Genomic DNA, 13,722 nt, shown 5'->3' on the forward strand with positions numbered 1-13,722 from the left:
TCAGTCGCCACGCTCGGGCACGTAGCTGAACAGCCCCATTCCGGGGTCGTCTTTCGGCCCCCAGCGCACGTCGACGCCGTCGGCGTCCGGACGGTCACTCATCTCGACTGTCGCCTCGTCGCCCGGTCCGACAGTGTCTCGATCGGGCCACAGCGGCTGGTTCTCGATCCGGTTGACCGCGTCGACGGGCACGAGATCGTACCACAGGCGGTCGGCGTCGAGTTCGGGACCGAGCTCGTAGCGGAGCGTGACCGTACTGGTCTCCGCGTCGAAGGCCACGCCCCACGTGATCTGGGGCGGATCGTGGACGAAGTCGCGGGGCTCGTCCGGTTGCAGCGAAACGCGAGCGCCGGCCGTCGCCAGCCGGCCGTCGACGCCGATGTCGATGGTGTCGGCCGCCGCCATACCGGTGTAGTGCTCGTCTTCGATGGCGCTTTTCATCCGCTCGCCGGGCTGTTCGACCGTCTCCGGATACTGTTCGAGCAGGACGTGGTACGCAGCGTCCCCGTCGACCCGAAACGCGTCGGCACCGAGGGCAGCGACGGTCGGATTGAGACTCGGGTGGTCGCCGATCGACAGCAGTCGGCTGGCACCGACCGCGTCGGTGACCGCTTCGAATATGGGATCGACCTCGTGATACCGCTCCGTCTGTCCGTCTCCGGCGTCGATCGTCGCCTCCAGGTCCGGCGTCCTGTGGAGCGACGCGCTCGTCGAGACGACGACACCGTCCCGGACGGCCACTCGGCGCGAGATGTCCGAGCGAGCGTACAGATCGTAGTCGCGGTACGTGCCGTCGGGCTCGTAGCCACTGTCTGCGAGGGCGGACCGAACCGTGTCAGCCGAGAACGTCCCCTCTCGCACGGTGGCGAGGGTCGTACGCGTGAGGCTGTCGTAGTTCTCGTAGCCGATCCCGAGGTACTCCAGGTCCCGGCGCTGGACGGCCCGGCGAGAGACCAACTCCTCGGGGACCGGGCCGTCGAACGGTCCGGGCTCGACGTAGGTGAGGAACCAGTCTTCGTCCGTGTCGCTGTCCCACCCTGCGGGGAGCCAGCGGCGGTACTCCGGCGGGCCGGGGTCGGGGATATCGACGCGGCCGTACTGGGGCTTGTCGCCGAGTGGCGGGAGACCGCTACAGCCACTGAGACCGGTTGTCAGCCCGATCGCGACGGCCGTCGCGGCGCGGTGGAGCACCGAGCGACGCGTCGACCGGGAGGAGTCGTCTAGTGGAACCATCGTGGTACGTAATCGATGACAGCCGGTCACCTTTATACCGGGTCGTCGACCGCGCGCCGGCAAGCATCGGCGAAGGATTTATACGCCGTCTGAGAAGCAGCCCGAACGTATCGGACGATCCGCCCTCACGCTCGGACCGTCACCGTCCGCTCTCGTGGCCCGTCACACTCCACGAGCAACACGGACTGCCAGGTCCCGAGCGAGAGGTCGCCGTCGTCGACCGGAACGGTCTCGCCCGGTCCGAGCAACAGCGTCCGCAGGTGGGCGTCGGCGTTGCCGTCGAGTCGATCGTGGTCCCACCCGTCGTCGGGCACGAGATCGGTCAGCATCGACTCGAAGTCACCGAGCAGACGAGACTCCGCCTCGTTGACGGCGACGCCGGCCGTCGTGTGTTGCACGAAGATCGTCGCGGTTCCGTTCGCGTCGGCGGGCAGCGCCGACTCGACTCGTTCGGTCACGTCGACGGCCTGACAGCGGCGGTCCGTCTCGACTGTGAACGTCGGCATGTCCCAGACGTGGACGGCGGGGAACGTGAACCGGTCGATATCTGCGAGCGACCGTCGCGAGTAGTGACGGGCGAGTGGCGAACTTTGATTTGGTCGCCGGACGCACGGGCGAGTATGAGTGAGGACTGCATCTTCTGTTCGATCGTCGAGGGCGACATCCCCGGCCGAATCGTCCACGAGACCGACGACGCCGTCGCGTTCCTCGACGCGAACCCGCTGGCTCGCGGCCACACGCTCGTGATCCCCAAAAACCATCACGAGCGCCTCGACGACGTGCCGGCCGCGGAAGCGACGGGCCTGTACAGCGCGCTTCACGAGGTCGTCCCGGCCGTCGAGGCCGCCGTCGACGCACCGGCCACGACAGTCGCCTTCAACAACGGCGAGGACGCCGGCCAGGAGGTTCCCCACGTCCACGCCCACGTCGTCCCCCGCTTCGAGGGCGACGGCGGCGGCCCGATCCACGCGATGTTCGGCTCCCGGCCCGATCTCTCGGACGAGGAACTCGACGAGATCGAAGCGGCGATCGAGCCGTAGCCGGAGTCCGGCCCTTTTTATCCTGTGGCGAGCGATCGAAGATTACGATGGCAGACACGCTCGCGTTCGTCGGCGTCGCTGGCGGCGTCGGCACGACACGCACCGTCGTCGAGACCGCGGCGACGCTGGCGCGGGACGGCCACTCGGTCGCCGTCCTCGACGCCGCGCTCGGCACACAGGGACTGTCGACCTACGTCGAGGGACGACTGGACCCCGATCTCACGGCGGTTCTGGTCGAGGAGACCGGCTTCTCGGAAGCGGCCATTCCGGGGTGGCCCGAGCTGGACGGCGAGGTGGCACTGTACCCCGCTCACGCACCGTTCGAGCGACTCGCACGCGCCAAGACGGTCGACGCGGCACAGCGACTGGAGACGTGTATCGACCACGCCGCGGGACAGTACGACCACGTGTTGCTGGACGTGCCCCCGGTGGCCGACAACCAGGCCGTCGCAGCGGTCCGGGGGGCCGATCGGCGAGCGCTCGTCGCACCGGCGACGCGGCGGGGCAACGACCACCTGCCCCGGATGCGCGGCCGACTCGTCGACCTTGGATTCGACGCCGACGCGGTGGTCGGGACGTTCGCCGACGGCGAGACGGCGCTGTCGGCGGACTACGAGCTTCCCGCCGCCGAACGTGGCGTGACGGAGCCGACCGCGATCGATCCCGACACCGAGTTCGCACCCGCCGTCGCGACCATGACCGAAGCGCTCTGTCGCTGTTCGCTCGATCTCGACTTCCCGGAGGAGGGGCTGCTGAGCTGACACCGCTGGCTCGCCCGCCGTGTCGAATCGCGACCGGCAATCGGACGGCGGTGACAACCACAGCTTCGTACGGGTGACTGTCTGTCCCGGATCGACCACACGAGAGTGTCCATTCAGCCGGGAAAACGACGACAACGATCCGCCTCAGAGCAGATCCGACGGCTGTTCGACGGCGTCGCCAAGCGACGCCTGTCGGTCGGTCCCCTGCCCGTCTGTCAGCGCGCCTTCGAGCGCTTCGCGTGCGTCGGCGATCGGTTCGTGCGTGGCGACGTATGTCGCCAGCGCGAACTCGCGTTCGCTCGCGCCGGTGAGTGCGACCGCCTCGCTGCGGGCGAGATCCCCCGAGAGCCAGTCGTCGAGCACGTCGCGCTGGCGCGGGCTGAGCGGACAGACGTGTTCGCCACACAGGTGGAGCGTCTTGGCTGCCGTAAGCGGTGTGAGTCCCGCCGCCCGCCCGGCGTCACCGACGCTCTCGCCCGCGGCGTAGGCCTCGACCAGCGTCGCCGCCCGCTCGGGATCACAGGGGAGCCGAGTCGCGACGCCGTCGAGGCGTTCCGCGAGCGTCCCCTCCGTTCGATCGACCGACGCCACGCCGTGCTGGCGCTGGGTGGCAGTCACTTCGATGCCGGCCGCGATCTCGGAGAGACCCATTACCATCACATCATCTCTTTCGTAATTTAAACCCATTGAACGGCGAAAGCCGTCGCTGGTCGAGGGCGAGTTCGACCGGCTCTACGGGCGCATTACCTACCGGTTACCGGTCGGTAAAATTCGCTCGAAACCGCCGATCACCGTCCGAACGACCCGGTTTTAAATATTCCATCCGGACGAATCTCGAAATAGAATGAGCCAAACGGCACAGCGATGTCCGGAGTGTGACGGCGCGATCGACGCATCGACACGCGAAGCAGTGTGTACCCAGTGTGGCCTCGTCGTCGACGAGGACCAGCTCGACCGCGGCCCCGAGTGGCGGTCGTTCGAGGACGACGGAGAGCAGAAGGCACGCACCGGCGCACCGCTGACCCGCTCGCGCCACGACCGCGGGCTCTCGACGGAGATCGGACGGTCGACTCGTCTCAAGGGTCGCAAGCGCCGCCAGATGGCGCGCCTCCGTCGAGAGCACAGCCGCGCCCAGACCGGCTCGAAGCGCGACCGGAACCAGCGCATCGGTTTCATCGAGATCCGGCGGCTGGTGAGTCGGCTCGACCTCTCGTCGACGATTCGGGATCGGGCCTGTGTCCTCTTCGAGTCCGCACAGGAGGCCGATCTCCTGGTGGGACGGTCGATCGAAGGGTTCGCGGCCGCGGCGGTGTACACGACCTGTCGCACGAGCGAGATCGCACGGACCGTCGAGGAGGTCGCCGCCGACGCTCAGGCCAGCACCGGCGAGTTACGGGTCGCCTACGACGCGATCAACCGCGAGCTGGGACTGCCGACGGGTCCGATCGATCCGCGCGAGTATCTCCCGCGGTTCGCAAGCGAGCTCGACGTTCCCCACGAGATCGAACGCCGAGCGACGGTACTGGCCGATCTGGCAGCAGAGCGCAATCTGATCGCTGGCAAGAACCCCGGTGGCGTCGCCGCCGCGTGTCTCTACACCGCCGCCCGAGAGGCGGACTACGAGCTGACGCAGGCCCGGGCGGCCGCCGTCGCAGACGTGAGTCCGGTGACGCTGCGGTCGACGTATCAGGCCCTCGAAGACTGAGAGGTGGCGGCAAACGGTACAGAACAGCGGCTACGGGCGGTGACCGCGACAGACCCGTTCGACGGCGTCGGCGAGCGATCGAAACGCCCGGCAAGCGGGCGTTCCCGGCGACGCCCGACAGACCGGCTGACCTGCGGCCTGTGCGTCCGCGACGACTGCGTCGTCGGGCACCGTGCTCACCGGTGCGCCAAGCGTCGCCGCGACGGCGTCGGGGTTCGCGCCGTCGTCCGCGCGGTTGAGGACGACGCGTGCCAGGCCGGCGTCGAGTTCTCGTGCGAGTTCACGAACCCGGACCGCGTCCGTAACGGCCGATTCGGACGGGGTGGTCACCAGCACACACGCGTCGGCGACGTACAGCGGGAGGCCAACGTCGGCTCGCAATCCCGCCGGGGAGTCGACGATCACGTCGCCGTAGGCGCGCTCGACGGCTTCGATCGCGGCGACGAGCGCCGTGGGATCGCCGGCACGAGCACCGGCCAGACTGCGTCCACACGGTAGGATCGAGACCGGAGGCCCCTCTCTGACGGCCTCGACGGGATCCGCACGTCCGGCGAGTACGTCGTGCAGATCCGGCCCGTGGTCGGCGGGCAGGTCTGCCATCCCGAGGTCGCCATCAATGACGACCGCGTCGAGGTGGGCGGCGAGGTTGTACGCGACCGTCGACTTCCCGACGCCACCCTTGCCGCCCGTCACGGCCAGAATCATGCCAGTCGCTCCAGCGACGACAGCGGCGGATCGGTCGCCTCGATCCGATCTGCGAGCCTGCGTGCGCGGTCTGCGACCGCCAGGAGCCGGCGTCGGTCGGCGGCACACGCTCGGGCGGACCGCCGGCCGGCAGCGAGTCCCCCCGTCGACTGGAGGGCCCTCGTCGCCTCGGGGACCGTCTCGACGGCGTCCAGTCGTTCGAGCGTCGTCACCCGCTCCTCGACGCCGTCGAGCCAGTCGGTCACCGGATCTGTCGAACCCGCTCGTCGGTCCGGCACTGTCTGGGCTGTCGACTCGTCGCGTACACGGTGCTCGGGAGAGGGGCTGTGGTCGGGTGCGTCTGGCGTCTCCTCGGCCGCGGTGGCCGTGTCACAGTCGGGACGCGGGTCGGCTCGAACGGCTGCCGGTTCGGGCACCCCATCACGGGGCGGTGACGGATCGCCGAGTCGCTGGAGGACCGTCGTCGCGTCCTCGCCAGCGGCGTCACCCGTGTCCGGGACGACCTCGCGTTCCTCGACCACGACCGGCTGTTGGGCCGGTGGTGCCGGCGTCGCGTACCCCAGCGCGAGCCGTCCGTCGGCCGGCACGACGCCCTCGTATCCCGACTCGTCCCAGCCGCGCTCGGGTTCGCCCTCGCAGCGGGGCGGCCACACCGGCCCGTCGAGTCGCTGTTCGACGCGGACCCGACGGGCGAGCCCGTCGCTGGTCAGCGAGACCGTCACGAGCGTCACACCGTCGATCGCCGTCGCACTCGCATCCACCGAAACCATACGGTCGGTGGCCCCGTCACGCGATTTAAACGTCCGGGCCGCAGGCGACGACGGGGCCCTCCACCCAGGCGGCCGCGGCGGCCGGCGTCGGGAACTGCTCCGTCGCGAGCACGACCGGCGCTCGCTGGGTCCCGACACGGAGGATCGCCAGAGCGGCGGTCGTCGGGTCACAGTCGAACGGGTCGGCACCGGGATCGAGCGCGAACACGGCCCGTTCGTAGGGGTCGCGGACGCGCTCGACCAGCCACGAGCGCGCGTCGCGTTCGTGGTTGGCGATCCGGTCGTCGAGGCGGAGGCGACGCTGGCGTCGGTCTCGCTGTTCGCGTGTCGCCTGCCGGGTCTGTGCGGCCGCGAGACGGGTCGTCTGTGCCTCGGACAGCCGTGTGGCAGCCTCACGCAGTGCCGCCCGCTCGTCGCTGGCGTCTATATCGTGCGCTCGCAGTGCCGAGATCCGACCGCGGAGTTCGGCGACGCGCTCTTCGAGGGCCGCCGGATCCTCTTCGGGTGGTGTCGCGTGCTGTGGCACGCGCTCGTCCACGTCGATCGCGTCGCGTTCGGCCCGCAGTCGCTCGATCTCGTCGTCCTGCGGTGGCGTGAGGCCGCGAGTCCTGGCAGCGACGGCGAGTGCCGGCCGGACCCGGAGTCCCATCTCCGGATGGACGTGTCCTACGCGGTCGAAGAGCGGCCCCGGTGGGGGACAGTGGATGCGACAGGCGGCGTCGTCGCCGCGGACGGCGTCGACGACCTGGTGGCCGGAGACGCCGGTCGCCCGGAGGTCCGCGACGCTGCCACACCACGTTCGGTCTGCCGTCCGGACGATCACAGGTCTCGCTCCCGGAGCGCCGACGGCCCGGGGTGGTCGGTCCCGGCGGAAAACTGGCGATAGGGAACCGACGGCTGGTCGCGGTCTTCGTAGGCCCCGGCAGCCTCGCGAACGTCGGCGGGGACGTCCGCCGGAACGAACGGTTCGACGCGCTCGATCTGTACGTCCCGTCCGTGCTTCTCGCGGAGCCGACACGCCTGAAACGCCCCGAAGGCCGTCCCTGCGAGCAGTGCCGCGCGACCGAACTGCCGGACGGTCGTCTCCTCGTGGGCCCGCGTGACGTTGCGCAGCGACGACCGTGCCGACCGCGAGTACGTGATCACGAGGAACATACGCCCACGATCCTTGCTATCAGTGTTTAAATTTACGAACTAGCGGCCGTTTCGAATGCGGACCGGTGGCGTGCTGTCGAGGTCGACGCGAGCGTCGCACAGCGACGTGATCGAGGCGACCGTCTGTGCGTCGTGGGCCGCCGGATCGAGGTGAAAGTGGGCCCGGGCGTCCGCGAGGTAGCACTGTCGGGTCACCGTGTGCAGGAACTCGTAGGCCGTTTCGACCGCGACGTGGCCGAGCAGTTCGGTCAGCGAGTCGAAACACACCGTCAGCTCGCCGTCGGTCTCCGCGATGAACTGGCTGAGTTTGATCCCCAGCGCCGCGAGGTCACTGGGCGTCGAGATCACCTCGACGGTGACGTCGTCGTCTCGCTCACCCGTCGGCGTCGTGCCGACCGCCAGGACGGCACGGTCGGCGTCCGCCGCAACCCTGTCGTCGAGACACTCCGACGGCGACTGTCCGAAAGAGACCCACAGCACCGTCCGGCCCGCAGCACCGCCGTCGGCCAGCAGTCGCCCACAGAGTTCGTCGGTCCGCGCACACGACCCACAGAGCAGGAGCGTCGTCACACCGTCCAACCGGTCGATCACGGACTGCATTACCGGAACCACATGGACTACACCCGCAAATCCCTTTCTACTGCCAGGTCAGGGATCGACCGGCGTCACCTCGAAGCGGCCCGGCGACTCGACGAGCGACTGGACCCGGTCGCGGGCGTCGGGGCGCGAACTCGCCAGGACGACGACGCCGTCGGCGTCGCCGCCGTCGGCACGGTAGGCCTGCAACTCCCCGTCGAAGTCGGTCGCGTAGGTCCGCAAGACGCCCCGGACTTCCGCTTCGAGGTCGGTCAGCGAACACTCGCCCCGTTCGAAGCGAGCCAGTGCGTCCTCGACGTTCCTGAGTGCTGAGATGCGGTCCATCTACGTCGTCCTCAGGTGATCGGTACGTGGTTCGTACACCTCGCCTTTCTGCTTGAGCTTCTCGATCTCGTGTTCGGCCTTGGACTCGTCGATCCCGACCTCCTCTGCCCGCTCGACGACCACGTCGACCGGCGCACCCTCGTCGTACTCCTCCTCGATGTCGGAGATGATCCCCTTGAGGTTCTGGATCCGATCGCGCTGGCTCTTCGAGGTCCCGGTCTCGACAACGTCGGCGTCGAACTCGCCCGTCTCGGGATCGACGCCGATCTGCTCCATGCAGTAGCGAGCGATCGTCGTCGCCCGCTCGGCGTCTTCTTTCTCGACCGTGTCCGAGAGTCGGATCCGCGCCGACGCCTCCGAGAGGCGGACCAGCGCCTCCAGCTTTCGGGCCGTCACCGGCACCGCAGCGTCCTCGTCGGTCCCCTGGACCCGCAGATCGACGTAGAAGTCCTCGATCTCGGTCTTCGCTTCCTCGGTCATCGTCGGGAAGCAACTCGTCTTCGCGTGAGCGATGTACTTGCGCAACAGGTCCGGCTCGATCGTCGGTGCGACCTCCTCGGTGACGGCGTCGACCTGGTCCTGGCTGTAGTCCGACGTGGGGTTCTCCGTGCGGTGGGTGTGGAGTTCCCCCGCGTAGTTCGTCTGGATGATGTGACTCGCCAGGTTCCGGTCTTCCTCCTCGTCGGGCTCGTCGGTGACCGTGAAGATGAGGTCGAACCGAGAGATCAGCGCGGGTTCGAGGTCGATCTGCTCGCCGATGGGCTCGAACTGGTCGAACCGGCCGTACTTGGGGTTCGCAGCTCCAAGCAGCGAACACCGGGACTTCAGCGTCGCGTTGATGCCCGCCTTGTTGATGCTGATCTCCTGTTGTTCCAGGGCCTGGTGCATCGCGCTCCGATCGTCCGGATTCATCTTATCCAGCTCGTCGACAGCGGCGATCCCGAGGTCTGCGAGCACGAGCGCACCCGCCTCCAGGGTCCACTGCTGGCCGTCGCCGAAGTCGTCCCGAACCGCCGCTGCGGTGTTGTGTGTGACGATGCCGTTGCCGACGAAGTTGTGCGTTTCCGGAACGGTGAGGTCGAACACTTCTTTCTCGCCGGTGTCCACGGCGGCGACGACCTCGTCCCATCGCAGATCGGCGTCGACCGCCTCCTTCACGAAGGGCTCTGTCGATCCCAGATCGACATCTTCGAGCATCGATCTGGCCCGCGAACGGCCGGGATCTTCACTCTGGTTGATGTTCTGATAGTACTGGCCGGCGGCCCCCTCGACTGTAGCGAGGGTTGAACCGATCGGGAGCGTCTCACGCTGGCGTCGCTCGACAGCGGTTATCTCGGCGAGCGATCGCTGTTTCTCGACACTGTCGAAGCCGATCGCCTCGGCGTATCGATCGATGTCTGCACCGTAGATCTCGACGAACTGCTGGACGTGTTTGGACTCGATGACGTACCCGTCCCCACGTTCGTAGCTCCCGCGACGGTCGCGTTCGCGCGTCCTCGCCCGCACACCGTAGGTTTCGAGCATGAGCTGGAGTTGTCGAGCGAGTTCGTCGCTGATCGTCGACAGAAGAACGCTCGAACCGCCGTCGTCTCGGTTCGAGACGGATCCGTCGGCATCCATGAGGCCACGGATGAAGGCGTCCGCGTGTTCACTGACCGTCAGGGAGTCGGCCAGTGCGAGATCCTGTTTCGGCGTCTGCATTCCGGCGTTGGCGAATATCCGAGCGATCGTCGCGCTGTTGACTCGAATGCAGGGGACCCTCTCGTCTTGATATTCGATCTCTGGCCGCTTATCGAACTTCGCATCGAAAATCTCGATAGCCCGTTCCAGTAACGCCTCGTCGCTGTTCGAGATGCGGACCATCCCTCTGTTTCCGCCGCGACGATCCAGCGAGATGTCCCCGTCTCCGAACACAAGCCCCAGCAGGTACATCAGGTCCTCGTCGAACGTCTCCGGGAGCGTAATCGAGTCCCCGTGCCTGATCATGAGGCGATCGAAATCTACGTCTTCACGTGTCGCCCCGATCGCATCGAGCATCCGGTCGAGTTTCTCCAGCGGGACGTGGCGGTTCTTGAGCTGCAGATATATGAAGTCCTCCGAGAGATCCAGCGCGGCGGCTGCATCTCTGAGCGTCCCGAACTCTGCCTGTAACGACTCGCGGAGGAACTCGATCGAGTCGTCCGTGAGCAGGACCTTCTCGGTCGTCAGTTCGAGGAACTCTCTCACTGGCACCTCCGACCGGTCGATAGCATCGTATCGCGGGACTGCGACGTGATCGCCCTGTTCGACCTCGGAGATCTCGGTCCACTCGATCCCGTCGGTGCCACACGTCAGCACCGGAGTGTTCACGGACGCTTCGAGTTCCTTGCCGTGGCTCGTTTCGATCCGTCGACACGTCTTCTCCGGCATCCGCCACGCACGCGAGGCGGTCCCATCTTGCATCTCCCCTGCATCGCGGTCGAACGTCTGGAGATCGATCTGCTTTCGCACCGACGTTTCCTCGGACACTGGCTCTGGGAGTTCCGACGACACGAGATCACGAATCGGTCGGAATCCCTCGTCGGTGTGGATCATCGTGTCACCAGTGACACAGAGCCCGGCGCTGCTGGACCCCTTCCCGGAGGTGTAGACCGAACGAGGGGCGATATTTTGGATGTAAGAGAGCATCTGGGAGTTGTGGGAGACGACACTGTTTCCGATGTACGTGTGCGTATCGCTGACTTCGAGGTCGTACACCCAGTCGTAATCGGGATCAATCAGCTCAATCGACTCAATTCGATCCCAGTGGATATCGTTTTCACACAGATCGGAGAGTGCAGATATCGCTGGCGCAACCGAAAGTGCCTCATCAAGGCGGTCACAGAGTACTTCCTTTGCGTCGGTCGTATGTCCACCATCCGGCACAGCCTCGTTTTGCTCGTAGTAGCTGACCGCAGTCTGAGCGATTTCCATGTTCTGTGCGAGCGCTTGCTGGGAAACATTCAGAGCCTGTCGAAGCGCCTCCACATCACTCCAGCCACCCTTTTCGAGTTCGTCTCGCTTCTTTCGAAGCCAATCAATCCTCTCGGAGAATGTTTGGAGAACAGTCTTGAGTGTCACACGGCTTGGCTGCCGATCACCACGTTCGTAATGCTGGTACGTAGGCCGCGGGATACCACATTCGAATTGGGAGAGTGCGAGCGCCTCACGGATCTGCTGCAGTGTCTCTCCTACTTCCGGAACGAGATCAGTATTGGTATTTTGTTCGAGACCATCGAATGCATCTGACGAGATGGTCTTGCGCTCAGTGACGAAACCGATGTTGTCGACGTAATCGACAAAGTCGCAGCCACTGATCCGGAGACGATAACTATCGTTTTGTCTTCGCTCTATGTGACTTGTTATTCCGAACGAGAGAAGGAGTGTTCTCACACCTTCCAGAAGGTCTCGACTCATCGACGCAACCGTTATTTCGCGCTCTTTTGATGAGACTGAGCCCTCTCCTTCGATGTAAGCACGTACGAACGCGGCTTTGTTCTCGAAACTTGCGCGTTTGAGACACTCTGGTACGACTTGTTCTCCCGATGTTTGGAGAATTGCAGGTTCGATTTCTCGAAGGAATTCAACGAATTCCACCGAGGAACAGGTGGCAATTTCGACGTGAGGGTTGTCGTGATGGGGACGGCGAGACCATCGAAGTTCCAGGGCTTCGAAGCCATCGATCACGTCTTCAATGATTGCAGTATCCGCGTTCGTGACTGTAACAGAAGCGCTCGATTCACCATCGGAGACATGACCTTCACCGATGATATATCCCAGCAGACGAGCGAGTTGTGGGGTCAACTCTGTGGGCTGTTCGAGGCGATTCGCGTTGTACGTCTCGACCGTTCGATAATCGACTTCGAGTACATCGTCACTGTCTCCGTTGAGCTGGCGCGGGACGGCAATGAACTCGTCGGTGGTTAATTCATCAGCGCGTCGTGCGGACAGAGAGCTTCCGGATTGGACGAATAGCGGATGGGACGGTGTGACTTCGACTTCTCGTCCCGAAGCAGTCGTTATTCGATACATCTGTTCCGGTGCTTCACGCTTCCAGACTTTCGTGGCGCGTTCAGTCGTTACGTCACCAGCCGGTGTAAACGACTGTACTTGGAAGTCGACAGGCTGGTAGACTCCATCTTCAACTGTTCTGGGGTCATCCAGGTGGGATTCGACCAAGTCCCCGAGTTCTCTTTCTGTTCCATCTCCCAAGACGACATTTGTGTCGTATTTCTGACATTTTCCCGTTCCCGGATCACCTATCAGTAGCATGTGGAGGTCGCCACGGATTCGGGAGCCGTCTGGGAGGTGTTTGGTGACTCCGGAGAACAGTTGGAGCATCATCGCGAGTTTCTCGCGCTCGTAGCCGTAGATCGACGGTGCGATCGCGCCGACCATCTTGTCGTAGAGGTCGTCCTCGTTGGACAGCTCGATGATCTCTTTTTTGTCCTCTTCGGTGATGTTCATGTCCTCGAACTGTTCGTCCTCGATCGAGACGTCGATCCCGTCCATGTAGAGGTCGAACATCGGGGACTGATTGCGGTCGTCGCCCTGCTGGTCGAGTTTGAGGACGCCGGTCACGCGGACGTGGTCGCCGGCAGTCACCTCGCCGGTGATGTCGTCTTCGATGTTCACGTCGATGGCCTGCGGGGTCTCGCCGCCGCGCAGTCCTTCGGGGGACTCCTGGACGCGGATCTTCTGGGCGTCGACGAACTCCGACTGGTCCATGTTCAGGCGGAACGGCCCCTGGCGCTCACAGCCCTGGCACTCGTGGGGCTCCTGGAAGTCGCCGGCGACCTGGGGAATCCGGGTGAGAGTGCCACAGCGCTGGCACTCGAAGGCGGCGTTGGTCACTTTGGGCCGCACGTCGGTCGCCTTGCGGACGATCCCCTGGACGGCGATGAGCATCCCGTGGTGTTCGTGGCGGATCTCCCGGATGTCCTCGGCCTCGGGGAGGTTGTGAAAGCGGACGTGGGCCTGGCCGAGCTTCACGTCGACCGGGAGGTCGTAGAGTCGCAGCGCCTCCTCGGCGTAGTCCTGCATCTGCTCGGGGCGGTTGCGCACGTCGTCGGCGAGGTCGGGGTCGAAGCGATAGAGGTCGTCCCAGTCGACCCACAGCGACTTCTGGTCGTTGGGGTACTTCTGGGCGAGTTCACCGATCTCGTTGCGGTAGTAGTCCCGGTAGAACTCCTCGAACGCGTCGGTGAGTTCGGTGTTGTCGACGCCGGTAGCCATTGGAACCGAGATAGTGCGTCCTCGCTCAAGAAGGTTCGCAAACCGGGGTGGAAGTGGTCGGACCGAACCGGAAAGCGCCGCCGTTAGCAGTTCGGAGGATGTCGACGGCTGCAGTAGTCGTTATACTGCCGGCTGTAACTGTTTCGAGATATTCCCGACTCCGTGGTCGCGAAATTCTT

13 protein-coding genes are annotated in these 13,722 nt (G+C 65.3%); 3 read left to right on the top strand and 10 right to left on the bottom strand.

Annotation, left to right across the window (positions count from 1 at the left end; genetic code table 11):
- Both ACAH01_RS15605 and ACAH01_RS15610 read right to left on the bottom strand, forming a co-directional pair.
- Entirely contained in the window at window positions 1-1,233 is a 1,233-nt protein-coding gene (locus ACAH01_RS15605) for a hypothetical protein (protein ID WP_372479803.1), read from the bottom strand.
- A gap of 125 nt (window positions 1,234-1,358) precedes the next feature.
- Window positions 1,359-1,739, bottom strand: coding sequence for a secondary thiamine-phosphate synthase enzyme YjbQ (locus ACAH01_RS15610; protein WP_372479804.1), 381 nt, complete (start codon window positions 1,737-1,739; stop codon window positions 1,359-1,361).
- Between the two features lie 114 nt (window positions 1,740-1,853).
- Between ACAH01_RS15610 and ACAH01_RS15615 the strand changes: the two genes are divergently transcribed.
- Window positions 1,854-2,273 carry an HIT family protein gene (locus ACAH01_RS15615; RefSeq protein WP_153552151.1) on the top strand — a complete coding sequence of 140 codons (420 nt, stop codon included), beginning with the start codon at window positions 1,854-1,856 and terminating at the stop codon, window positions 2,271-2,273.
- A gap of 47 nt (window positions 2,274-2,320) precedes the next feature.
- On the top strand, window positions 2,321-3,034 hold the full coding sequence (locus tag ACAH01_RS15620) for a ParA family protein (protein ID WP_170093257.1): 714 nt from the start codon (window positions 2,321-2,323) through the stop codon (window positions 3,032-3,034).
- 144 nt (window positions 3,035-3,178) lie between these two features.
- Here the strand turns inward: ACAH01_RS15620 and ACAH01_RS15625 are convergent, their stop codons facing one another.
- Complete coding sequence (locus tag ACAH01_RS15625; RefSeq protein WP_170093256.1) at window positions 3,179-3,685, bottom strand: hypothetical protein; 507 nt, start codon at window positions 3,683-3,685, stop codon at window positions 3,179-3,181.
- A gap of 193 nt (window positions 3,686-3,878) precedes the next feature.
- On the opposite strand from ACAH01_RS15625, the gene ACAH01_RS15630 reads away from it, so the two are divergent.
- Window positions 3,879-4,739: a transcription initiation factor IIB family protein gene (locus ACAH01_RS15630; RefSeq protein ID WP_372479805.1), complete on the top strand. Its 861-nt coding sequence runs from the start codon at window positions 3,879-3,881 to the stop codon at window positions 4,737-4,739.
- Between the two features lie 30 nt (window positions 4,740-4,769).
- Here the strand turns inward: ACAH01_RS15630 and ACAH01_RS15635 are convergent, their stop codons facing one another.
- From ACAH01_RS15635 to ACAH01_RS15665, 7 genes are read right to left on the bottom strand one after another with little or no spacing between them, the layout of a single operon-like run.
- Window positions 4,770-5,444 (bottom strand): MinD/ParA family protein, encoded by a 675-nt coding sequence (locus tag ACAH01_RS15635; RefSeq protein WP_170093254.1) that lies wholly within the window; start codon window positions 5,442-5,444, stop codon window positions 4,770-4,772.
- Complete coding sequence (locus ACAH01_RS15640; RefSeq protein ID WP_372479806.1) at window positions 5,441-6,214, bottom strand: hypothetical protein; 774 nt, start codon at window positions 6,212-6,214, stop codon at window positions 5,441-5,443. Before ACAH01_RS15640 ends, ACAH01_RS15635 begins: the two co-directional genes overlap by 4 nt.
- Window positions 6,215-6,239: 25 nt before the next feature.
- Window positions 6,240-7,037, bottom strand: a complete 798-nt coding sequence (locus ACAH01_RS15645; RefSeq protein WP_372479807.1) for a hypothetical protein — start codon at window positions 7,035-7,037, stop codon at window positions 6,240-6,242.
- Window positions 7,034-7,369 carry a hypothetical protein gene (locus tag ACAH01_RS15650; RefSeq protein ID WP_153552158.1) on the bottom strand — a complete coding sequence of 112 codons (336 nt, stop codon included), beginning with the start codon at window positions 7,367-7,369 and terminating at the stop codon, window positions 7,034-7,036. Before ACAH01_RS15650 ends, ACAH01_RS15645 begins: the two co-directional genes overlap by 4 nt.
- Window positions 7,370-7,408: 39 nt before the next feature.
- Window positions 7,409-7,969 (bottom strand): hypothetical protein, encoded by a 561-nt coding sequence (locus ACAH01_RS15655; protein WP_372479808.1) that lies wholly within the window; start codon window positions 7,967-7,969, stop codon window positions 7,409-7,411.
- 48 nt (window positions 7,970-8,017) lie between these two features.
- Window positions 8,018-8,290: a hypothetical protein gene (locus ACAH01_RS15660; protein WP_170093250.1), complete on the bottom strand. Its 273-nt coding sequence runs from the start codon at window positions 8,288-8,290 to the stop codon at window positions 8,018-8,020.
- Window positions 8,291-13,543 (bottom strand): LAGLIDADG family homing endonuclease, encoded by a 5,253-nt coding sequence (locus tag ACAH01_RS15665; protein ID WP_372479810.1) that lies wholly within the window; start codon window positions 13,541-13,543, stop codon window positions 8,291-8,293.
- Between the last annotated feature and the right edge of the window lie 179 nt (window positions 13,544-13,722).

Source organism: Halomicrobium sp. HM KBTZ05 (genome assembly GCF_041530035.1).
In the GTDB taxonomy this organism is placed as follows: Archaea; Halobacteriota; Halobacteria; order Halobacteriales; family Haloarculaceae; genus Halomicrobium.

Coding starts and splice junctions, on each gene's coding strand:
- ACAH01_RS15605 (WP_372479803.1), bottom strand. CDS start 1,233: ATGGTTCCACTAGACGACTCCTCCCGGTCGACGCGTCGCTCGGTGCTC.
- ACAH01_RS15610 (WP_372479804.1), bottom strand. CDS start 1,739: ATGCCGACGTTCACAGTCGAGACGGACCGCCGCTGTCAGGCCGTCGAC.
- ACAH01_RS15615 (WP_153552151.1), top strand. CDS start 1,854: ATGAGTGAGGACTGCATCTTCTGTTCGATCGTCGAGGGCGACATCCCC.
- ACAH01_RS15620 (WP_170093257.1), top strand. CDS start 2,321: ATGGCAGACACGCTCGCGTTCGTCGGCGTCGCTGGCGGCGTCGGCACG.
- ACAH01_RS15625 (WP_170093256.1), bottom strand. CDS start 3,685: ATGGGTCTCTCCGAGATCGCGGCCGGCATCGAAGTGACTGCCACCCAG.
- ACAH01_RS15630 (WP_372479805.1), top strand. CDS start 3,879: ATGAGCCAAACGGCACAGCGATGTCCGGAGTGTGACGGCGCGATCGAC.
- ACAH01_RS15635 (WP_170093254.1), bottom strand. CDS start 5,444: ATGATTCTGGCCGTGACGGGCGGCAAGGGTGGCGTCGGGAAGTCGACG.
- ACAH01_RS15640 (WP_372479806.1), bottom strand. CDS start 6,214: ATGGTTTCGGTGGATGCGAGTGCGACGGCGATCGACGGTGTGACGCTC.
- ACAH01_RS15650 (WP_153552158.1), bottom strand. CDS start 7,369: ATGTTCCTCGTGATCACGTACTCGCGGTCGGCACGGTCGTCGCTGCGC.
- ACAH01_RS15655 (WP_372479808.1), bottom strand. CDS start 7,969: ATGCAGTCCGTGATCGACCGGTTGGACGGTGTGACGACGCTCCTGCTC.
- ACAH01_RS15660 (WP_170093250.1), bottom strand. CDS start 8,290: ATGGACCGCATCTCAGCACTCAGGAACGTCGAGGACGCACTGGCTCGC.
- ACAH01_RS15665 (WP_372479810.1), bottom strand. CDS start 13,543: ATGGCTACCGGCGTCGACAACACCGAACTCACCGACGCGTTCGAGGAG.